At 61.3% G+C, this 20,450-nt stretch carries 17 protein-coding genes and 1 pseudogene; 13 read left to right on the top strand and 5 right to left on the bottom strand.

Features of this window, described 5'->3' with window-relative positions; genetic code table 11:
• The 11 genes and pseudogenes from BEN49_RS23565 to BEN49_RS23615 form a co-directional block, all read left to right on the top strand.
• On the top strand, nt 1-1,915 hold a 1,915-nt coding region (locus tag BEN49_RS23565; protein ID WP_141765712.1), incomplete at its 5' end, for a ComEC/Rec2 family competence protein.
• Nucleotides 1,916-2,103: 188 nt separating this feature from the next.
• Entirely contained in the window at nt 2,104-2,910 is an 807-nt protein-coding gene (locus BEN49_RS23570; protein WP_070747203.1) for an enoyl-CoA hydratase/isomerase family protein, read from the top strand.
• Nucleotides 2,911-2,962: 52 nt separating this feature from the next.
• Nucleotides 2,963-3,451 carry a sterol desaturase family protein gene (locus BEN49_RS23575; RefSeq protein ID WP_070747206.1) on the top strand — a complete coding sequence of 163 codons (489 nt, stop codon included), beginning with the start codon at nt 2,963-2,965 and terminating at the stop codon, nt 3,449-3,451.
• 259 nt (nt 3,452-3,710) lie between these two features.
• Nucleotides 3,711-4,262 carry an RNA polymerase sigma factor gene (locus tag BEN49_RS23580; protein WP_070747208.1) on the top strand — a complete coding sequence of 184 codons (552 nt, stop codon included), beginning with the start codon at nt 3,711-3,713 and terminating at the stop codon, nt 4,260-4,262.
• A 130-nt stretch (nt 4,263-4,392) separates the two neighbouring features.
• Entirely contained in the window at nt 4,393-5,883 is a 1,491-nt protein-coding gene (gene crtID / locus BEN49_RS23585; protein ID WP_239692080.1) for a bifunctional phytoene desaturase/3,4-desaturase, read from the top strand.
• Between the two features lie 84 nt (nt 5,884-5,967).
• Nucleotides 5,968-6,810, top strand: coding sequence for a phytoene/squalene synthase family protein (locus BEN49_RS23590; RefSeq protein ID WP_070747210.1), 843 nt, complete (start codon nt 5,968-5,970; stop codon nt 6,808-6,810).
• Between the two features lie 34 nt (nt 6,811-6,844).
• Nucleotides 6,845-7,396 (top strand): hypothetical protein, encoded by a 552-nt coding sequence (locus BEN49_RS23595; RefSeq protein WP_070747212.1) that lies wholly within the window; start codon nt 6,845-6,847, stop codon nt 7,394-7,396.
• A gap of 596 nt (nt 7,397-7,992) precedes the next feature.
• Entirely contained in the window at nt 7,993-11,157 is a 3,165-nt protein-coding gene (locus tag BEN49_RS26160) for a choice-of-anchor D domain-containing protein (protein WP_083326421.1), read from the top strand.
• A 109-nt stretch (nt 11,158-11,266) separates the two neighbouring features.
• The gene (locus BEN49_RS23605; protein ID WP_070747216.1) at nt 11,267-12,460 is read left to right on the top strand and encodes a carboxypeptidase-like regulatory domain-containing protein; all 1,194 of its coding nucleotides are present in this window, start codon (nt 11,267-11,269) and stop codon (nt 12,458-12,460) included.
• Between the two features lie 39 nt (nt 12,461-12,499).
• Nucleotides 12,500-13,350 (top strand): annotated as a pseudogene (locus BEN49_RS23610) (4-hydroxy-3-methylbut-2-enyl diphosphate reductase).
• An 18-nt stretch (nt 13,351-13,368) separates the two neighbouring features.
• Nucleotides 13,369-14,103, top strand: a complete 735-nt coding sequence (locus BEN49_RS23615; protein ID WP_083326422.1) for a fatty acid desaturase — start codon at nt 13,369-13,371, stop codon at nt 14,101-14,103.
• Nucleotides 14,104-14,240: 137 nt separating this feature from the next.
• Here the strand turns inward: BEN49_RS23615 and BEN49_RS23620 are convergent, their stop codons facing one another.
• From BEN49_RS23620 to BEN49_RS23640, 5 genes are all read right to left on the bottom strand, one after another.
• Entirely contained in the window at nt 14,241-14,642 is a 402-nt protein-coding gene (locus BEN49_RS23620; protein ID WP_083326423.1) for a heavy-metal-associated domain-containing protein, read from the bottom strand.
• 181 nt (nt 14,643-14,823) lie between these two features.
• Complete coding sequence (locus BEN49_RS23625; RefSeq protein WP_070747218.1) at nt 14,824-15,123, bottom strand: hypothetical protein; 300 nt, start codon at nt 15,121-15,123, stop codon at nt 14,824-14,826.
• Between the two features lie 19 nt (nt 15,124-15,142).
• Nucleotides 15,143-16,762, bottom strand: a complete 1,620-nt coding sequence (locus BEN49_RS23630; protein ID WP_070747220.1) for a TonB-dependent receptor plug domain-containing protein — start codon at nt 16,760-16,762, stop codon at nt 15,143-15,145.
• A 306-nt stretch (nt 16,763-17,068) separates the two neighbouring features.
• Nucleotides 17,069-17,461, bottom strand: a complete 393-nt coding sequence (locus BEN49_RS27335) for a hypothetical protein (protein ID WP_125917183.1) — start codon at nt 17,459-17,461, stop codon at nt 17,069-17,071.
• Between the two features lie 117 nt (nt 17,462-17,578).
• A complete protein-coding gene (locus BEN49_RS23640; protein ID WP_125917185.1) occupies nt 17,579-18,607 on the bottom strand; it encodes an SGNH/GDSL hydrolase family protein in 1,029 nt (342 codons plus the stop codon).
• Between the two features lie 189 nt (nt 18,608-18,796).
• On the opposite strand from BEN49_RS23640, the gene mraZ reads away from it, so the two are divergent.
• Together mraZ and rsmH are read left to right on the top strand one after the other, a co-directional pair.
• Entirely contained in the window at nt 18,797-19,258 is a 462-nt protein-coding gene (gene mraZ, locus BEN49_RS23645; protein WP_070747226.1) for a division/cell wall cluster transcriptional repressor MraZ, read from the top strand.
• Nucleotides 19,258-20,184, top strand: a complete 927-nt coding sequence (gene rsmH / locus BEN49_RS23650; RefSeq protein WP_239692081.1) for a 16S rRNA (cytosine(1402)-N(4))-methyltransferase RsmH — start codon at nt 19,258-19,260, stop codon at nt 20,182-20,184. Before mraZ ends, rsmH begins: the two co-directional genes overlap by 1 nt.
• Nucleotides 20,185-20,450 lie beyond the last annotated feature (266 nt).

Genomic DNA, 20,450 nt, shown 5'->3' on the forward strand with positions numbered 1-20,450 from the left:
GCGTGGCCGGCCGTTGGCGCACCGCCACCGGCGGCATCCGCGTGTCGGTGCCGCGGGCCGGCGGTGGGCCCCGCCGCGCTACGGCGCGGTGTGGCTGGTGCGCGGCCACCCCGATGCCAGCAAGGGACCCCTGAACCCCGGCGAGTTTGATTACCGCCGCTACCTGGCCTTCCACCAGGTGTACCACCAGCAGTTTATCCACCCCGACCAGTACCGGGTGGTGGGCCTGGCGCCGCCCAACTACCTGGTGGCCATCAGCATGCGGGCTGCCAAGCAAATTGATGGCGTGTTCAAGCACTACGTGAAGGCGAAGCGCGAGTACGCGCTGGCCTCGGCGCTGGTGCTGGGCATTAAGGACGACGTGGACGCCGACACCAAGCAGGCCTACGCCGCCACCGGCACCACGCACATCATGGCCGTATCGGGGCTGCAAGTGGGGCTGCTTTTCGCGGCCCTTACCTGGGCGTTGCGGCTGGGCTTCGGGCGAACGCGCGGCTTTCGGTACTGGTCGGCGGGGGTGGGGCTGGCCGTTATCTGGGCCTACGCGTTCCTGACGGGCCTTTCGCCCTCGGTGCTGCGAGCGGCGGTCATGTTCACCTTCGTAATTGTGGGCCGCGCCGCCGGCCGGCAGGAAGGCATCATCAACACGCTGGCCGTGGCCGCCTTTTGCCTGCTGCTCTACGACCCTTTTCTGGTGGCCGACGTGGGATTCCAGCTCTCGTTTCTGGCCGTGCTGAGCATCGTGTATTTGCAGCCGCGCATCGCCCGCTGGTTTGATGCCAAAGCGTACTTCGCGGGCCGCCAGCGCCCCTGGCAGCCCCAGCCCGTGCAGGCCGCCTGGCGCGGCACCGGCTGGGCCGCCGAGGCCGTGTGGCAGGCCACCGCCCTGAGTTTGGCCGCGCAGGTGGCCACGTTCCCGCTGGGGCTCTACTACTTCCACCAGTTCCCGCTCAGCTTCCTGTTTTCCAACCTGGTAGCGGTGCCCATCTCCAGCGGGGCCGTGTACGTGGGCCTGGCGCTGCTGCTATTAAAGGGCGCGCTGGCGCTGTTGGGCCTCATCCTCCCGGCTTCCGCCAATGCCGCCCTCGACCTGTTGCCGCAGGGCGTGGCCTGGGTATTTGAGCAAATGATTTGGGCCTTTAATGAGTACATCGGCTGGATTGGCCGGGTGCTGCCGGGGGCCCTGGTGCGCGAAATCCACGTCACGGCTGGGCAAACGGTGCTCGTGTTTGGGCTGCTGGGCGCGTGGTTCGTCTGGCAGCGCACCCGCCGCCTTATCTGGCTGGGTGCCGCGGCCAGCGTGGCGGTGGCCCTGGCCGGCAGCCGCGTGGCCGAGGCCCGCGCCGGGGCCCCGCTCAACGAGTTTGTGGTGTACAGCATCCCGCGGCGCTCGGTGGTAGGTTTCTGGCAGGGCCCCACGGCTGAGTTCGTGGCCGCCGACTCGCTGCCGCTCTCCGAAACCGAGCGCACCTACCGCCTGCTACCCGGCCTCATCCAGCGCGGCGCTAGGGCCCCGGCCTGCCGCGTGGGCTGGCGCGGGGCCGCCGTGCCCACGCGCCGCCTCGCCGATGCCGACAGCGCCAACCCCAAGTTTTACCTGCAAACCAGCCCCGTGGTGCTGGCCCACTGGCGCGGCCTGCGCCTGGGCTTCGTCAGCGGCTGCCTGGGCCCGGCGGCCCGCCCCACGCCGCTCGACGTGCTGGTGTTGCGCCGCAACGCCCGCGTGACGCCCGGGGCCCTGGCGGCTGCCTTTGGCCCGCAGGCGCAAGTAGTTTTTCGATTCGTCGTGCAAAAGCTGGTACGTGGCCCGCCACGACTCGGCCCTGCGCGCCCAGGGTTTCCGCACCTGGGACGTGACGGCCCAAGGCGCGTTTCGGCTGCGCCCACCGGGCCGCTGAAGCCCGCCGACGGTTGACGGGCCCCGGCGCCGATTGGGCGGGCGCGGGGCCAGTTTGGACGAGTGGCGGGCCGGTCCGGGCGATGCGCGCCGACCAATCGCCGGTTTTTTGCGTTACTTACCCACCGGGATGCCACCGTTCGGTGGCCGGCCGGGTCTTTCCCCCGGTGCCCCTTCGGCCCGCTCCACGCTTCACTCGCTCGCTCATGGACCACCTGCTTACGCCCGAACTCGAAGCCCTGCGCTACCTCACCTACGCCTGCGAGGACCGCATTGCCTACATTACCCTCAACCGCCCCGAGAAGCGCAACGCCCTGAACGCCGACGTAGTAGCCGAGCTAAAGCATGCCTTTGAGCACGCCGAGAACGACGATAGCTGCAAGGTGGTGGTGCTGCGCGCCGCGGGCGACGTATTCTGCGCCGGGGCCGATCTGGCCTACATCCAAGAGTTGCAAGGCTACGGCTACACCGATAACCTCGACGACAGCACGCACCTTATGCAGCTGTTCCACCAGGTGTACACGCTCAAAAAAGTTGTCATCGGGCAGGTGCAGGGCCACGCCATTGCCGGCGGCTGCGGCTTGGCCGCCATCTGCGACATCACCTTTGCCGTGCCCGAGGCCAAGTTTGGCTACACCGAAGTGAAAATTGGCTTCTTGCCGGCCATCGTCAGCGTGTTTCTGCTGCGCAAAATAGGGGAGGCCCGCACCAAGCAGCTGCTGCTGAGCGGCGACGTGGTGGCGGCCCAAACAGCCCTCGACCTTGGCCTCATCAACTTCCTGGTGCCGGCCCACGAGCTAGCGGCCACCGTGCGCACCTACGCCCAGCGCCTGTGCCGCGAAAACTCGGGCCAGAGCATGGAGGTAACCAAGGAAATGCTGGCCGCCCTGCCCGAAATGGCCCTCGAAGAAGCCCTCCGCTACGCCGCCCAGCGCAACGCCGAACTGCGCGGCTCCGACGATTGTCGCCGCGGCATCGGCGCGTTTTTGAGCAAAGAAAAAATTAGCTGGTAGGGCCCCGCGCCTTTTGCCAAAACCAACCGCCGCTTTGCCCGGTTAGCCCCGTATGCCCGCTTTGCTCGCCGTCGCCATCACCCTCGCCACCTTCGCCTTCATGGAATTCTGGGCGTGGTTCATGCACAAGTTTGTGCAGCACGGGCCCCTGTGGGTGCTGCACCGCTCGCACCACGTGCGCCACCCGCACCCAGTTGAGCGCAACGACCTGTTTTTTGTCATCTACGGGGCCCTGTCGGCGACATTGTTTATCACCGGGGGCAACGGCAGCCGCTGGTGGTTTTGGGTGGGTGTGGGCATTGCGGCCTACGGCACCGTGTACTTTTTCGTGCACGACGTGCTGATCCACGGCCGGCTACGGTTCTGGAAAAAATCTCAAAATACCTACCTCCGGGCCCTGAATATGGCCCACAAGATGCACCACAAAACCACCGGCCGCGATGGCTCAGTTGAGTTTGGTTTGCTGTGGGTGTCGCCCAAATACCTGCGCTTGGCGCGGGCTCAGTCGCAGCGCCGGGCCCCCGCGACAGCGGGTGAATAAGCTGCTAGCGGTAGACTAATGTAGCTACATTGCTAGCCAACGGATTAGTAAGTTTTTCCGTGAGTATATAAGCAATGCTTATGACTGAATTGTAAAAAGTTAACACTAGGAAACCCCGTATTTCAGCCGTGGCCCAACGAGTTGCCGTAACTTGCAGCGTAACTCAGCCGGGTTGGAAGAGCGGGCCCCAAGGCTTGCGTTTCTGACGGATTTTCGGTTGAGTCGTTGGTTATTTATCTCGTCACGAAACCAAGGCTCTATGACTTCGCTAGAATTCACTTCGCAAGTGCAGCGGATTTCCCTCACCCTGCGGCCCGCGGCCCTGAACCTCACCCGCGACGCTGACGACGCGAAGGACCTCGTGCAAGAAACGTTGCTTAAAGCCCTCTTGAATAAAGATAAATTCAAGGCGGGTACCAATTTGAAGGCGTGGTTGTATACCATCATGCGCAACACCTTCATCAATAACTATAACAAGATTACCAAGCGCAGCTCCAACATCGATTCGACGGAGTATTTCCAGTATTTCAACACCGACCAGAATTACATCACCCACAACGGCGCCACGTCCGATTTCGTGGTGCGCGACATCAACGAGGCCATTGCCAGCCTCGGCACCGACTACCGCACGCCGTTCATGATGTACTACATCGGCTATAAGTACCTAGAAATTGCTGAAAAGCTGCAAATCCCCATTGGTACTGTCAAAAACCGCATTCACATTGCCCGCAAGGATCTGAAAGCTGCCTTGCAGGTGTACGCCCCGGTGGGCGCCAGCGCTGCCGACGTAAGCGAGGCCGCTGAGGACTAAGTACAAAATTGCCTTTGTTTAAAACTATCCGCCGCCCCGGCGTTGCATCAGCAGCGCCGGGGCCGGCTGTTTTATAAGCAGCCCTTCCCCGGCGGCATTGCTAGCTTGCCGGTCCAATTCATTCTCTGCTTTGCCCATTCCCACTGCTCCTCACCACGCCGTCGTCATCGGGGCCGGCTTTGCTGGCCTGGCTGCCGCCAGCACCCTGGCCCAGGCCGGCTGGCGCGTCACGCTGCTCGAAAAAAATGAGGGCCCCGGGGGCCGCGCCCGCGTGTTCCGGGCCCAGGGCTTCACCTTCGACATGGGCCCCAGCTGGTACTGGATGCCCGATGTGTTCGAGAAATACTTCGCCCGCTTCGGCAAAAAAGTATCCGATTACTACGAGCTGATCCGGCTCGATCCTTCGTACCAGGTTATTTTCAAGGGGCCCGAAGCGGTGGATATTCCCGCGAAAATGAGCGAGTTGCGGGCACTATTCGAGCACTACGAGCCCGGTAGCGCGGCCCGCCTCGACGAGTTTCTCAAGCAGGCTGCCTATAAATACGAGGTGGGCATCAACCGACTCGTGTACGCGCCCAGCCGCTCGGTGCTGGAGTTTGCCGACCCGCGCCTGCTCGTGGACATGCTGCGCATGGACGTGCTCCAGAGCATGCACAAGCACGTGCGCCGCTTCTTTAAAGACCCGCGGCTGCTGGAGCTGGTCGAATTCCCAATCCTATTCCTGGGGGCCGTATCGGAGAACACGCCGGCGCTGTATTCGCTGATGAACTACGCCGACCTGGCCCTGGGCACCTGGTATCCGCTGGGCGGCATGCACAAAATAGTGGAAGGCATGGTGCGCCTGGCTGAGGAGCAGGGCGTAGAAATCCTTTACAACCAGGAGGTAACGGAAATTGTGGTCGATCAGGGCCGCAGTACCGGGGTACGCACCGCCCAGGGCTTTTTTGCGGCCGACGCTGTGGTGGCTGGGGCCGATTACCACCACATCGAACAGGAGGTGCTGGCCCCCGAGTACCGCCACTACGACGAGAAATACTGGGACGGCCGCACCATGGCCCCGTCGTCGCTGCTGTTTTACTTGGGCGTGAACCGCAAGCTCGACAAGCTGCGCCACCACAACCTGTTCTTCGACGAGGACCTGAACCAGCACGCCCGCGAGATTTACGCCGAGCCGCAGTGGCCCAGCCGGCCGCTGTTCTACGCCTCGGTGCCCAGCAAAACTGACCCCACGGTGGCCCCCGAAGGCCAGGAAAACCTGTTCCTGCTCATCCCCGTGGCCCCCGGCCTCGACGATACAGAGGCCACCCGCGAGCGGTACTACGACCAGTTGATGGACCGCCTGGAGCGCCACTGCGGCCACCCCATCCGCGACGCGGTGGTGTACAAGCGAGGATACGCCCACCGCGACTTCCAGGCCGACTACCACAGCTACAAGGGCAACGCCTATGGCCTGGCCAACACCCTGAAGCAAACCGCCATCCTCAAGCCCACGCTTAAAAGCAAGAAGGTGAGTAACTTGTATTTTACGGGCCAGCTCACCGTGCCGGGCCCCGGGGTACCGCCCTCACTCATTTCGGGCCAGGTAGTGGCGGGGGAGGTGTTAAAAGAAATTAAAAATTGACAATTAAAAATTAAGAACGGCGCGGATTATGGGGCCCCCGGCCCAGCCGTTTCGATTTTTAATTTTTAGTTTTTAATTCGTCAGATGGACCACGTCAAACTATTCACCGATACCAGTCTTGCCTGTAGTAAGCTCATTACCAAGCGCTACAGTACGTCATTTTCGCTGGGCATTCGCACGCTTGATGAGCGCCTGCACGCGCCGGTGTACGCCGTATATGGCTTTGTGCGCTGGGCCGATGAAATCGTGGATACCTTCCACGGCCACGACCGGGCGGCACTGCTGGCCGATTTCCAGCGCCAAACGGCCGAGGCCCTGACCACCGGCCTCAGCTTGAACCCAGTGCTGCACGCTTTTCAGGCCGTGGTGCACGAGTACGGCATCGACCAGGAATTCATTGATGCATTCCTGCACAGCATGGCCCTGGATTTGGAAGACCAGAACTACCACCCGGGCCTGTACAACGAGTACATCTACGGCTCGGCCGAAGTGGTGGGGCTCATGTGCCTGCGCATTTTCTGCCACGGGCAGCCGGCCATGTTCGAGCGGCTGCGGAGCCCCGCGCGGCGGCTGGGCGCGGCGTTTCAGAAGGTAAACTTCCTGCGCGACATCCGCTCCGATTACGAAGACCGGGGCCGCGTGTATTTCCCCGGCGTGGTGTACCACCAGTTCGATGATGGCACCAAGCGCGAAATAGAGGCCGACATCCGGGCCGATTTTGAGGCTGGGTACGCCGGTATCCAGCAGCTGCCGCGCCCGGCCCGCTTGGGCGTGTACCTGGCCTACGTGTACTACCTGAAGCTTTTCTATAAGATTAAAAACCTGCCCGCGGCGCACATTTTGCACCAGCGGGTGCGGGTGCCCACCAACACCAAGCTGCTGCTGCTGCTGGGCTCGTACTTCCGCTTCCGGCTGGCGCGCCTGTGAGTGGGCCGCGGCGGGGCAGTAGCTTTGGGCCCCCATGCATTACCTATTGATTTCTTCGCTGCTTGCCCTGGCCCCGGTGGCGGCCGTGGCGCGCCCAGCGGCGCATCCTTCTGCCATGTCCTCTCTCTATGAACCCGCGCTGCTGCGCCGTCACTACGAACTCGCCGCCGCTGACAAAGCCGCCGGCGAAAAGTTCTACCAGCTCTTGGCCGAGTACCACGACCAGGATGCCCTGGTGTTGGGCTACAAAGCCGCCGCTCAAGCCATCCGCGCCCGCGATGCGTCCATGTTCAATAAGCTCACTTACGTGCAGGACGCGGCCCGCACTTTCGCCCAAGCCGTGGCCCTGGCCCCCGACAACGCCGAAATCCGCTTCCTGCGCTTCTCGGTAGAGAGTAACCTGCCGGCCTTTCTGGGCCTGAGCACGCACGTCGACGAAGACAAGGCCTTTCTGCTCAGCTCAGCCCTGGCTCATCCCCGTTCCGGTTTCGATGCGGAATCGTTCCGCACGGTGCGCAGCTTTTTGGTGGCCCGCGGCCACGTGAGCACCGCCGATGCCGCCCGCTTGGGCGAGATACCAGAATAGCGTAACCTAGCAATAACAGCCCCCGGCAACCAGTGGGCCTCCGGCGTTTCCTCCCCTAGCGGGCGGGACCGCCGGGGGCCCATTTTGCTGTTTGCGGCATTTGGCACCAAAGATGCTTAACCAGGTGTAGTGCAAAAAAATCGTGCAGAAAAATTGCAGAATGGCTAAATGGAATTTTGTTCAACTTAAAAAAAATAGCCTCACATAAATTTTATAATCTATGATTTGCGAAATAAAATTTTGACATTAAAACTTTGTAAATAAACAAGTTAACTAATAATATAATAATAATAATTTTACTTATTCTTTATTTTTTTGAATAAAATCAATATCTATTGTTTGGATGGTAACTAAAAATATGAATCATCAGTAATGGGGGTTCGCTTGGATTAGTATAACTTCGTCCATTGAAATACCTGCCTTATGCAATGCAATTAGATATTTTTATTAATTCTGTATAAAATAATGCAATATTATCTTAGCCTGATCATAAATCACTTATTTGCCTATGTTGAATTCTTCTAAAAGTTCAATTAAATCCTTAATCATTAATTCACTGCCCACCTAATTTGCCCGACACACTATTCCATACCACAATGAAACATTTCTACTCATTATCAACAAACTGGCTGCGGTGGCTCTGCCTCTGCTTGCTACTGGCCTTGCCCGGACTGGGCTTTGCCCAAACTTACACGCTCACATCCAATACACCCGACCCCCAGGATTTTGGTACGGTAGCGGCGGGCACTGTGTCGGCTTCTAAAGACTACACTGTGAGTGGCACCGGTTTGGCCGACGACATCACGTTTACTATTCCCCCCAGATTTGAAGGCAGCTACGATAACGTAACGTTTGGTTATACCTCCCTCGTGTTTACACCGGATGGGACAGGCACAATTTCCAATACGATAATTTACCTGCGTTTTAAACCTACGGCGGCTGGTAGCACAAGTCGTCCTTTCCCTGGTCCTACAACAGATGCAAGCGGAGATCCGATATCAAATACTTCGCCTGCGATTACTTTAACGGGTACAGCCACAGCTGGCACCCCAACTATTACAGTAAATCCTGCATCGTTGAGTTTTGGTAATCAAGTTGTTAATACACAATCAAGTGCGATGACGGTGACGGTAAACGGTACATCACTCACCGCACCTATTGTTGTGACGGCCCCAGCAGGCTTTCTTGTAAGCACCGGAGCCGGAGCCTATGGGGCCTCAGTATCATTTACGCCTACCAGCGGCTCGGTTACTAATAAAACAGTAAACGTAGCGTTCAAGCCCACAGTGGCACAGAACTACGTTGCGAACGTTACTCTTGCTAGCACTGGTGCTACCAACAAAACAGTGGGCGTTTCGGGTACGGGGATATTGCCCACACCTACATTGAGTGTATCGCCCACTACACTGACTGATTTTGGCTCAGTAGTGGTAGGCAACACTAGCGTTGATACCTACTCTTTCACCGTCAGTGGTCAAGATCTGCAGGGCAACGTGACCGTTACGCCTCCTACCGGGTTTCGTATCCGTACGGGGTCTAATGCATTTTCTACGGCCCCCATTGTACTGACGCCAACCAATGGCACTCTGGCAAGCACGTCGATTAATGTGCGCTTCACGCCTACTGTCGAGCAAACATACAATGCTGCTGTGGCCGTGGCTACCCCCGACGGCAATGCTTCCGTTACCCAGAGTGTGGCAGTAAGCGGCACCGGTACGGCTGCTCCAACTACTGCAGTCATTAACGTGACTCCGGGGGCCATCAACTTTGGGACCGTTACCAACAGCGGCAGCCCCGGTACGCAAAGCTTTGAAGTGAGCGGTACGAACCTCGATGACAACATTGTACTCACGCCAAGTAAGCCCACCATTCAGTTCCGTAATGCAACGGCCGGCGGCTCCTTTTCGAGCAATCCTCTCACGCTGGTTAGCACCAGCGGTTCAGTAGCCACGCAAACCATCGAAGTAAAACTAGTGCCGGCCGTGCCGACGGGCAACTACACAGAAGTAATTAGCCTGGTTAGCGGTACTACCGCTACGTCGTCAGTTGCCGTCACGGCGACCAACACTAGTGGCCGTATTTCCGATATTTCAGTCGTCAACCTTGACAATAACAGCTTCACATTTGCGACCCGGCCTAATACGATATCAGCTTCGCAAGCATTTCGCGTGGCGGGTACCAACCTACTGCAAGACCTGACGGTGGCCCCCAGCGGTCCTGAAGCGGGGTACTTTCAAATTTCAGCCGACAATATCAACTTTGTCTCCTCGCTGACTTTTGCCCGCGACGCAAACGGCAACGTACCGCAGCAAACGGTTTATACGCGCTTCATTCCAGGCAATAACGCCTTGACAGTAACCGCAATTATTCGTAGTTCGAGCGCACCTGCTCCCAACGGCGACGTGTCGGTGACGGGCATCAGCGAACCAACGCTCCGCTTAAGCGATGTGCTCCAAGCCTTTCCTAGCAATGTAGTAGTAGGTACTACAACGGCTTCCAAACCACTACGCCTGGAAGGCTTCTTGCTGGGAGGTACCGTAGATTTTCGCTTTCCCAACGACTTATCTAATCCAGGCCTTAACCCACTGGGAACACCGCAGTTCGAGTTTTCGCTCGATAATGGCGCGACTTATACGAAAACGGCCACGGTAACCCCGAACGCAACGACTGGCAACTTCACCCAAGACTTGCTAGTGCGCTTCCACCCGGTGCGGGTAGGCAACGCGTCCCAGGAAATGGAGTTCAAGAACCCCAGCTTTAGCAACGGTAATTACTTCAAGCTGGCTAGCGGCAACGGAAAAGTCTCGGGGTTTGCCATTGCCACTGAGCCGTCGCAGCAATCAACGGCCATTATTTTTCGGGACCCGGGCAGTACGAATGCTATTGTTCAATTTAAGTTGGATAACCCGCAGCCCGGAGCTGCTTATGGCCAAAACCGCTTGGTCATTGTTACCCCATCGTATGAATTGTTTCCAGTTAGTTTGTTTCCGCTAGACAAGCAAAACTTCAACCCTGGCGAAACTGATGCCAATGGGGCTTATATATTCGGTACGGGCACGGCTATTGAGGCAGCTACCAACACTTATGTGGTATTCAGCGGGGCATCAGACAGATTTACAATAACCAACTTGGACCCTAATACTAAGTACTATGTTTACGCATTTGAATTTAACAACGATGGGACGCTGAATGCTGAAAACTACTTGGTGCCCAGCAACCAGCCCTTGGCGCCGCTGCCGGTAGAACTGGTGTCGTTCACGGCGCAGCTCCGCAACAAGCAGGTGAACCTGAACTGGGTGACGGCCAGCGAGAAGAACAGCCGCAGCTTCGACGTGCAGCGCAGCTCGAACGGCCAGACGTTTACGACCGTGCTGACCAAGGCGGCCCAGGGCAACACCAGCGCCCGCACCACCTACGACGCCGTGGACCGCCAGCCGCTGCCGGGCCTGAGCTACTACCGCCTCAAGCAAATCGACAACGACGGCAAGGTGGCCTACTCGCCCGTGGTGTCGGTGCAGAGCGATGGTTTGGTGGACATCAGCATCTACCCGAACCCAACGGCTGGTAAGGTGACTATCACCCTGCCCGCCGCCCTGGCCGCCAGCGCCCCCCGCGTGCGCATCAGCGACCTGATGGGCCGCGTGGTGCAGGAACTGAGCCTGCCCGCTTCGGGCGAGATTGACCTGGGGGCCCTGCCCGTGGGCACCTACCTCCTCAACGTGGGCGGCCAGCAAGTGCGCAGCCGCGTGGTGAAGTACTAAGTACCGCTTAGCTGTATTAAAAAGGGTCTTCCACAGTGGTGGAAGGCCCTTTTTTGTGCTCCTGGGTGGGTGGTACCGGGCTTGGCGTGGCCGGGCCTACCTTGCGGCCATGCGCTACTTCTACTGTTTGCTGGGGGCCCTGCTTGTGCTATGCGCCCACGGCCCCGCCGCCGCCCAGGTGCTGGTAACGGGCCGGGTGGTGGACGAAAAAGGCCAGCCCGTGCCCTATGCCAGCGTGGCCCTGGCCGACGGCCACACCGGCACCGCTACCAACGAGGTGGGCGAGTTTGGCCTGCGGGTGCCGGCGCTGCCGCAGCCGCTCACGGTGCTGAGCATTGGCTACGAGCGCACCGGGGCCCTAGCCACGCAGGCGGGGCCCCTGCCGGCGGCCATTGTGCTCAAGGCCAGCGCCGTGGAGCTGCCCGAAGTGACGGTGCATGCCAACGCCGAGGCCGAAGCGCTGGTGGCCCGCTGCTACGCCAAGCTGCTGCGCCACCAGGCCGACGTGCAGTACGGCCGGGGCTTTTACCGCCAGAAAACCCGCGAGAACGGCCGCTACCGCGAGTTCTTCGATGCGTTTTACGACGTGCAGCTCACGCCGCGCGACATGCCCAGCTGGGTGCTGGGCGAAGCGCGCTATGCCTTTGTGCCGGGCATTATGGGTATGAACAACTTCTCCATCTACACGCGGGCGATGCCCGTTTTCGTGCTGACTGGCGGGGCCAGCCGCACGGCGGTGCCCCTGGGGCCCAACGCCGCGGAGCGCTTCCGGTTCGTGCTGCGCCAAACCCTGCGCGACCAAGGCCGCGAACTGGCCGTGGTGGACTTTGGGCCCCGGGTGGCCGGCGACCCAGTGGCCAGCGGCACCCTCTACATCGACCCGCGCACGGCGGCGCTGTTCCGCTTGGAGCGCGAGCTGCCCACGGCCGGCATGTTCACTTCCAACAACCCCGCCATCCAGATGGGGCCTTGTACGTTGCGCGTTACTACCAACTTTGGGGCCCTGTGCGACTCGCTCAGCCGGTTGGCCAGCACGCAAGCGGTAGCCACCATCCAGATGACGATGAAAGGCGTGCCGTCGGAAACGACGATAACCTCCCAGTTCTTCCTTTACGAATACGGGCCGCCGACGCCTGGCCAGCGGTACCGCGCCACGGCCCAGGACGTGCAGGACTTGGCGGAAATCAAGAAGCGCCGCTACCACCCCGAATTTTGGCGCGACAACGCGGTGGTAAAAGACAGCCCGGTGGAAGCCCAGGTAATCCAGGATTTTGAGGGCCGCCGGGTCTTCGGAAAACTGTAGCCGCAACCTTACGCCGGTTTTTCCGGTTATCCTGCCACTATGCCGCCTTTGTCGCTCAGTGTTCGCATCGACCCTAACTCCGGCTTCTGCTTTGGGGTCATTTATGCCATTCAAATGGCCGAAGACCTGCTCGATGAGCAAGGTTACTTGTACTGCCTCGGCGACATTGTGCACAACGATGAGGAAGTGCACCGCTTGCAACAGCGCGGCCTGCGCATCATTTGCCACGAGCGGCTGGCCGAGCTGCGTGATGAGGCCGTGCTCATTCGGGCCCACGGCGAGCCACCTAGTACCTACAAACTGGCCCTGGAGAACAACCTGACGCTGATTGATGCCAGTTGCCCGGTGGTGCTGAAGCTGCAAAACCGCATCAAAACCAGCTTCGACAAGCGCGAGCAAATTTTCATTTACGGCAAGCACGGCCATGCCGAAGTGCTGGGCCTGCTGGGCCAAACCGGTGGCGAAGCCGTGGTATTTGAGAGCCTGGCCGAGCTAATGACCCACGAGTTGCCCGCGGCGCTGACGCTTTACAGCCAAACCACCAAGAGCACCGCGAGCTTCTACAACATTAAGAACGAGCTGGAAAGCCGGGGCTACCAGGTGAACGCCAACGACACCATTTGCCGGCAGGTGAGCAACCGCGACAAGGATTTGCGCCGTTTCGCCGCGCAGTTCGACCAGATTGCTTTCGTATCGGGCACCAAAAGCTCCAACGGCAAGGTGCTCTACCAGGTCTGCAAGGACACGAATCCGGATACGCACTTCATTTCCAACGTCGATGACATTGACCGCACCTGGTTCCGGCCGGGCAGTCGGTGGGCATCTGCGGGGCTACCAGCACGCCTATGTGGCTGATGGAGCAGGTACGCGAGTCGCTTTTAGGCCTGTAAAACAATAAGTTAACATTGATGAGCGTATCCACTGCCCCTTCCGCACCGGCCCGCCGCGTGGCTCCCGCGCCGCTGGCCGGCAAGGGCGTGGCGGTGGCCCTGCTGCTTATGGCCGCCTGGGGCGGGCTGCTGGCCTGGCTGCTGGCCGGCTACCGGCCCAACTGGCACGCGCCGGGGCCCTACTTGCTGGTGCTGCTCCAAACGCACCTCTACACCGGCCTGTTTATTACGGCGCACGACGCCATGCACGGCGTAGTGAGCCCCAACAAGCGCCTCAACAACGCCATCGGCACGGCGGCCACGGTGCTGTTTGCCTACAACTGGTTTCCGAACCAGCTGCCCAAGCACCACGACCACCACCGCCACGTGGGCACGCAAGAAGACCCCGATTTCCACCCCGAAGACCACGCCGGTTTTCTGCCCTGGCTGGCCCGCTTCGCCTGGAACTACGTGACCTGGTGGCAGGTGTTGCTGATGGCCGTGACCTACAACGTGCTGAAGCTGTACTTCCCGCAGGCCAACGTCATCGCCTTTTGGATGGTACCGGCGGTGCTGGCCACCCTGCAACTGTTCTTCTTCGGTACCTACTTGCCGCACCGCGGCGAGCACGCGCCCGACAACCAGCACAAGTCGCGCAGCCAGTTGCGGCACCACGCCTGGGCCTTCGTTACCTGCTACTTCTTTGGCTACCACTACGAGCACCACGACCAGCCTTACCTGCCCTGGTGGCGGCTGTGGAAAACTAAGGTCTGAACCGCAGATTAAGCAGATTTAACGGATAAGAACGGATTCAAGAAGCAAGCTATTTGCACGAAAAAAGGCCACTCATTGAGTGGCCTTTTTTAATTGGTGTTGAGTCTCTTAAAGCCCCAACAATCCGTTCTTATCCGTTAAATCTGCTTAATCTGCGGTTCAGCCTGTTGGTGGGCGGGGGCAGTTTTCTTGCAGCACTCGGGCAGGCGGCTGTAGGCGCGGGCGTCGGCGGTTTGCTCGTCGGCGTCGTAGCCGGTTTTTTGCACGGCGGCGCGCAGGGCGGCGGTATTGGTTTTTTCGGGGCGGTAGTTCACCGTGAGCACCTTGGTGGGCACGTCGAGGGTAGCGCTTTGCACGCCCTTTTCGTAGGCCATGCTTTTCTCAATGCGCGCCTTGCACATGTCGCACACGGCCGAGGTTTTGAACTTAACCGTTTCGGTGCCGGCTACGGCTTTAGTGGCGGCAGGAGCAGTTTGGGCCTGGGCGCTGAAGCTAGCCGCGCTGAAGGCGGCGAAGAGGAAAATCGAAAGAGCTTTCATAAAATGAAAAGAAATTATTGGGGGAAATAGTGCGAAAAGAGCCGTGTTTTAATCAGTTAGGCCGTCATGCTGAATGAAGTGAAGCATCTCTATCGCTTCGCTGAATCGATGGGTCTACTTGCGCAGTAGAGACGCTTCACTTTGTTCAGCATGAACGCCTTGTGGACTGATAACCAATTGGTTACTCGATGCAGTAGCGCAGGCCAACGTAGGTGAGGCGGCCGTACGCGGGGCCCCACACCATGGCGGCGTCGAAGGTGGGGCTGAACGGGAAGGCGGCGCTTTCGATGGGGTTGGGCTGGCGGTAGTTGGTGAGGTTCTCGACGTCTGCGTACACCTCCAGCCGCTTGAAGGCGCGGGTGATTTGGGTGTTGAGTGCGGCGTAGCGCGGGGCGTAGTGCACGGCCGGTTGGCCGGCGGCGTGCTGGTGGGCAGCGTCGTTGCCGAGGTGGGCCAAGGGCCGCTGGCCAAACCACTGCACCGTAAAATCGGCCCGCCACTTATCGAAGGCCGAGGCGTATCCCAGGTTCAGGAAGGCGCGGTGGCTGGGGGGGGAGGGGCTTGGGCAGTAGTTCGGCGCCGTAGGTGGTGCGCACGTCGAGGTACTTGTACGCGCCCTTCACCTGCAAGCCCCTTACCGGCTCGACTTGCAGCTCGGCCTGTACACTGCGGGCGAAGGAGCGGCTGCCGGGCCCCAAATTATTGATGAGTACGGGCTGGGGCGCGGTGTACATGTCGGCCACTACCTGGTTGCCGAACGTGGTGTTGTAGTAGTCGGCCACGAAGGTGGCCTGGCGACCCCACAGCTCAAAATACTGCGTAAAGCTGCCGCCCATGTTCCAGGTCGTTTCGGGGCGCAGGCCGTTGCCGATGATGAAGGTGCGGGCGCTGGCCAGCAGGTAGGCGTTGTCGGCAATGGGGTTGGCCACGCGCCAGCCGCGGCCCGCCGAGAGCCGGAAAATGGAGTTTTGGGTGGCGTCGTACTTCAGGTTGAAGCGCTGCGTCACTTGCCAGCCGTAGAGGTTGTGGTGGTCGGCGCGCAGGCCCGCCACCACGGTCAGGTTGCGGCTGTTCTGGTACGTGTACTCGGCGAAGGCCCCGGGCACTATCTCGCGGCGGGTATGGTGCTCACGGCCATAGGTTTCAACCGGAGTTTCGGTGCTAATGGCCTGGCTGGTGCCTAAAAACTCGCGGTAGTTGTCGTACAGAAAGCTCAGCCCCGCCCGGTAGCCATGCGTGGTACTCCCGATGATGCTCTGGAACAGCAACGTAGCCTGGCCCGTGCGCTGGGTGCCGTCGTAGCGCCGGGGCCCCGTCACGTCGCTAAAAGAGTAGGTCGAGTTGAAGTCGTGGCTCGTGCCATTCATCAGCAGGCCCAGGCTCTGGAACGGGCGGGTGGGCCAGGTGTACGAGGTTTTGGTGAAGGCCGTGTAGCGACGGGTGGTTTTGGTGGTGCCGTAGGCCTGGCCGTAGGCGTCGGGCGCGTCGGGCCGGAAGCCCAGCTGGCCGCCCTGCTGGTCTTCGTGCAGGGCCCCCAGGCCCACTTCCGTCACGAAGCCGTGGCCGGAAATGTACTTCCACTTGTTCACAGCGTTGAACTGCGTGGCCAGCGGCAGGTCCAGAAAGCCGTCGCCGTTGCGGTCCACGCGCCGGCCCAGGTGGTCGGTGTGCAACAGGAGGGTGGTGCTCCACTTCGGGTTGAGGCGCGCCGAGGTGTTGAGGTTGACGTCGAACTTGCCCAGGTCGTTGGCGTAGGCGTTAAACAGCAGCTGATCGGTTTTTTCGGGCTCCTTTAGCTTGATGTTGATTTGGACCGAAATGGCCTCGTAGCCGTTCACCACCGAGCCCGTGCCCTTGATGATTTCGATGTTCTCGATCCAGGGCCTCGCCAAGTAGCCGAGGCGGTAGGGCGTGGCCAGCCCGCGCAAGGCCAGCTGGTTGTCCACGGTCAGCAGCGAGTACGCCCCGTTGAGCCCCAGCAGCTGGATCTGCTTGGCCCCCGACACGGCGTCGGAGGTCGTGACCTCCACGGCGGCGTTGGTTTCGAAACTCTCGGCCAGGTTGCAACAGGCGGCCAGCGGCGCGGGCCGGGCGGGCCAGCACAAAGTGGCTGGCCGCATCGGCCGTGGTCGTGGGGAAATTATCGGGCCGCGGCGGGCGCGTCGGCCAGCCAGCGGAGCAGCGCGCCGGGCAAGGGCGCGGCGTGGTACGCTCCGTGACTTCGCCCCGCACTGGGCCGGGCACGGCCTGCGCCCGGCCCGGGGTAGGGGCCCCCAATGCCAGCAGCAAGCCACTCGTAAGCAGCGGGCTAAGCCCGCGCAAGGATTTCATAACAGCTGTAAGTTAAGGTGTTTCGAAGAATAGGGCCCTGCTAATAGCGCCTAGCCCACGCCTGCTGCACCAGTGGTCACCTCCTTCGAAAAAACCTAAACCACCAGTTTGCCCACCCAGTGCAGCAAGGCCCGCCCGCCCGGCGGCGGGGGCGAGGCACCGGCCGCAAACCAGCGCGGCCCGGCTGCGCTTACCGCCGCCCCCGAAACCAGCCGCTGTGGCCATACTGCACCCAGCAGCCACGCCGCCAGCAGGGGCCCCGGCACTGGCACTTTCTCGAAGGTGCGCGCGTGGGCCGGCGCCGTCAGCTTGTGCAAGTGGCTGCTGAAATCGCAGCAGTCGTCCTTGACACGCGGCGGCGCAGTGACCCCGTAGCACCCGCGCGGCGCGGGCCCCAGCAGCGCCAGGCTGGCCCGGCTGCGCCCGCTGAACCGGCAGGTTCCACCGTGAGGCCCACCGAGGCGGTGAGCACCAGCACGGCCAGCCATAGGCTGACGATTCGGTGAGTGAGGGAGCGGGGTTTCACGCTGCAAGGGTACGGCCTTGTGGGGCCAAGCGGCGCACACAATTCGGCCCCGCCGCGTGCACAACTTTTGCCGCGGCGCTTAGCGTACTGAGGCAGCCTTGGCGCGCTTGTGCTTGGTTTTTAGCTTGCCGCGGTGGGGCATGGCCTCGGCCGGTGGGGCGGCTTGCACCTGCTCGTAGGCCAGGCGTTGTAGGGCTACCGCGTCGGGTGGGGCAATGCCCAAGTCGGCCGCGGCCTGCTCCTGGGGCCCCAGGGCACGCGGGTCGTAGCCGGTGATGGTGGCCAGCAGCACGCAGGCGTTCAGGTAGGCCCCCTGCGGGCTGGGGTGGTAGTGGTCGTCGGTCCAGAGGTCAAGTTTGCCCGCGGCGGGCGCGTAGGGGTTGGGCATCGCCACGCCGGTTTGGATGGCCCGCAGCCAAGCATCGCCCGCCGGGGCAACGCCCGCGAAGTGGCCGTTGGCTTTGGCCAAGCCGTAGTAGCCGGCGTGCAAGTCGGCCGTCATCGAGTCCACGGGCTGACCCGAGTACGGCTTGTCAGGCGGGTAGGAGAGGTCGGCGCGGGCCCAGGTTTCGTACAGGTACAGCTTCGCGGCGGGGCTGGCTTGGTGCACGGCCTGCTCAAGCCGGGTGCCGTAGTCGTAGAATTCGGCCCGCCGGCCGCTGCGCCGCTCCGGCAGGGGCCCGGTGCTGTACTCCTGCAACACCACTGCCTGCCAGCGCGGCTGGTTGATGACGCCCAAGGCGTTGTCAAAATGAAACTTGAGGGTTTGCCCGCTCAGGGTTTCCGAATGCACGTCGTAGCTCAGCCCTGCCTCGTCGGCCAGCTTTTTGAAAATGCCCGGGATGCCGCCCCAGGGCCCCAGCTCGGGCGGGTTGCCCTGGCGGGGCGTGCCCTTGGGCTGCCCGTAGTTTTCGTCGGTTACGGCGGCCGCGTTGTACTGCTGCACCGGCAGGTGGGCCCCGTGGGTGAAGCTGTTGCCGACAAATAAAATGGGCACCGGGGCCCCTGGTTTGGGCCGGCCTTGGGCCCCGGCCGTTGGGCCGTGGAGTAGCAGGGCCGCGCCGGCGGCCAACGAAAGGGCGGGGAGACGCCAGGAGAAAAAGCGCACGGGTAGAACGGTTAGGGTGGGCCCGAAAGTAGCTGCCATTTTGGCAAATACCGGTACCGCGTTAACCGAATGTGCCTTGGGGCCCCAGAAACGGGTTCTGGATCGTGGTAAATAATGGTAAATCGTGGTTGATATTCAAAAAGAGGCCCGTACTTTTGCTTACTTCCCTCCCTTTTCCCTGGCCCCGCCATGCACCTGCTCTCCGGCGAATACGAATGCAAGCTCGACCCCAAGGGGCGGCTCGTGCTCCCGGCCAAGGTCAAGGGCAACCTCCCCGACGAGTCGGGCAACCAGCTGGTGCTCGTGCGCGGCTTCGAGCCCTGCCTCGTTTTGTACCCCCGGGCCGCCTGGCGCGTTATCCACGACAAAGTGATGGCCCTCGACGAGTTCAACGAGGAATACCGGCAGTTCCAGCGCAACTTTTTCCGGGGCATGACGGAGGTGGAGCTCGACAGCATCAGCCGCTTTATGCTGCCGCGCACCATGCTGCGCTACGCCGGCATCGAGAAGGAAGCCATTGTGGTGGGCCTGGGCAACCGCTGCGAAATCTGGGACCCGGCCCGCTACGAGGAGTTCTTAATCAAAGACCAACAGACCTTTAGCCAGCAGGCCCAGAAGTTTTTGGCCGCCGACCACACCCTGGCCTTTTAATGATGGAACCGCGCCCCAACGATACCGCCTACCACCGCCCCGTGCTGCTGGCCGAATGCCTGGCCGGGCTCGACGTGCAGCCCGGCGGCCGCTACGTGGACGTGACGTTTGGGGGCGGCGGCCACTCGGCGCGCCTGCTGGAGCGCCTTACCACCGGCCACCTCTACAGCTTCGACCAAGACGCGGACGCCGAGGCCGAAGCCGCCCGGCTGGCCCGGCCGCAGTTCACCTTCGTGCGGGCCAATTTCCGCGACCTGGCCGCCGAGCTGCGCCGCCGCGACGCCCTGCCCGTGGACGGCCTGCTGGCCGACTTGGGCGTGAGCTCGCACCAGTTCGACACGCCGGAGCGGGGCTTCTCGACCCGCTTCGACGGGCCCCTGGACATGCGCATGGACACCGACGGGGGCCCCACGGCCGCCGACGTACTCAACGACTACAAGGAGGCCGACCTGCACCGCATTTTCGGCATGTACGGCGAAGTAACCAACGCCCGCACCCTCGCTGCCACCGTGGCGCAGGCCCGCCGCGGCTGCCCGCTGGCCACCATCCAGGAGCTGAAAACGGCCATCCAGAGCGTGATGCCGCGCGGCAAGGAGAATAAGTATTTGGCCCAGGTTTTCCAGGCTCTGCGCATCGAGGTGAACCAGGAGATGGACGCTTTGCAGGAAATGCTGTTGCAAACGGCCGACGTGCTACGCCCCGGCGGCCGGCTGGTGGTGCTCAGCTACCACTCGCTGGAAGACCGGCTGGCCAAGAATTTTATCGGCAAGGGGAAGTTTTTTGGGGAGGTAGAAAAGGACTTTTTTGGCCACGAAACCAAGCCGTTTACCGCTCTCAACCGCCGCCCCGAAGAGGCATCGGCCGAGGAAGTGGCCCTGAACAGCCGCGCCCGCAGTGCTAAATTGCGGGTTGCGGTGCGGAATTGAGTAGTAGCAGTCGCGTTGTTGGGAGGAGCTTTTTTTAGCGTAAACAATTTTTAGTCAGTAAGTTGAGTTTAACAGGTGGCTGTTGCAGGGCGTTGCCCAGCGGGCCGCCTTACCCTTTCGCCTTTCCGCCACCGCATGGCCGCCAATACTTATAAACCAACCGAAGCGCCGCGCCGCGTCAACGTGCCCCGGGCCCCCGCGCCGGTGCCCGAGCCGGCTGCCGTTGCCCCGGAGCCCGTGGCCCCAAAGCCCGCGGTGGAGGCCCC

It is taken from the genome of Hymenobacter coccineus, assembly GCF_001816125.1.
Taxonomy (GTDB): domain Bacteria; phylum Bacteroidota; class Bacteroidia; order Cytophagales; family Hymenobacteraceae; genus Hymenobacter; species Hymenobacter coccineus.

Excerpts from the sequence above, each read along its gene's own strand:
- BEN49_RS23570 (WP_070747203.1), top strand. The coding sequence starts at position 2,104 with ATGGACCACCTGCTTACGCCCGAACTCGAAGCCCTGCGCTACCTCACC.
- BEN49_RS23575 (WP_070747206.1), top strand. The coding sequence starts at position 2,963 with ATGCCCGCTTTGCTCGCCGTCGCCATCACCCTCGCCACCTTCGCCTTC.
- BEN49_RS23580 (WP_070747208.1), top strand. The coding sequence starts at position 3,711 with ATGACTTCGCTAGAATTCACTTCGCAAGTGCAGCGGATTTCCCTCACC.
- BEN49_RS23590 (WP_070747210.1), top strand. The coding sequence starts at position 5,968 with ATGGACCACGTCAAACTATTCACCGATACCAGTCTTGCCTGTAGTAAG.
- BEN49_RS23595 (WP_070747212.1), top strand. The coding sequence starts at position 6,845 with ATGCATTACCTATTGATTTCTTCGCTGCTTGCCCTGGCCCCGGTGGCG.
- BEN49_RS26160 (WP_083326421.1), top strand. The coding sequence starts at position 7,993 with ATGAAACATTTCTACTCATTATCAACAAACTGGCTGCGGTGGCTCTGC.
- BEN49_RS23605 (WP_070747216.1), top strand. The coding sequence starts at position 11,267 with ATGCGCTACTTCTACTGTTTGCTGGGGGCCCTGCTTGTGCTATGCGCC.
- BEN49_RS23615 (WP_083326422.1), top strand. The coding sequence starts at position 13,369 with ATGAGCGTATCCACTGCCCCTTCCGCACCGGCCCGCCGCGTGGCTCCC.
- BEN49_RS23620 (WP_083326423.1), bottom strand. The coding sequence starts at position 14,642 with ATGAAAGCTCTTTCGATTTTCCTCTTCGCCGCCTTCAGCGCGGCTAGC.
- BEN49_RS23630 (WP_070747220.1), bottom strand. The coding sequence starts at position 16,762 with ATGCGGCCAGCCACTTTGTGCTGGCCCGCCCGGCCCGCGCCGCTGGCC.
- BEN49_RS27335 (WP_125917183.1), bottom strand. The coding sequence starts at position 17,461 with ATGGCTGGCCGTGCTGGTGCTCACCGCCTCGGTGGGCCTCACGGTGGA.
- mraZ (WP_070747226.1), top strand. The coding sequence starts at position 18,797 with ATGCACCTGCTCTCCGGCGAATACGAATGCAAGCTCGACCCCAAGGGG.
- rsmH (WP_239692081.1), top strand. The coding sequence starts at position 19,258 with ATGATGGAACCGCGCCCCAACGATACCGCCTACCACCGCCCCGTGCTG.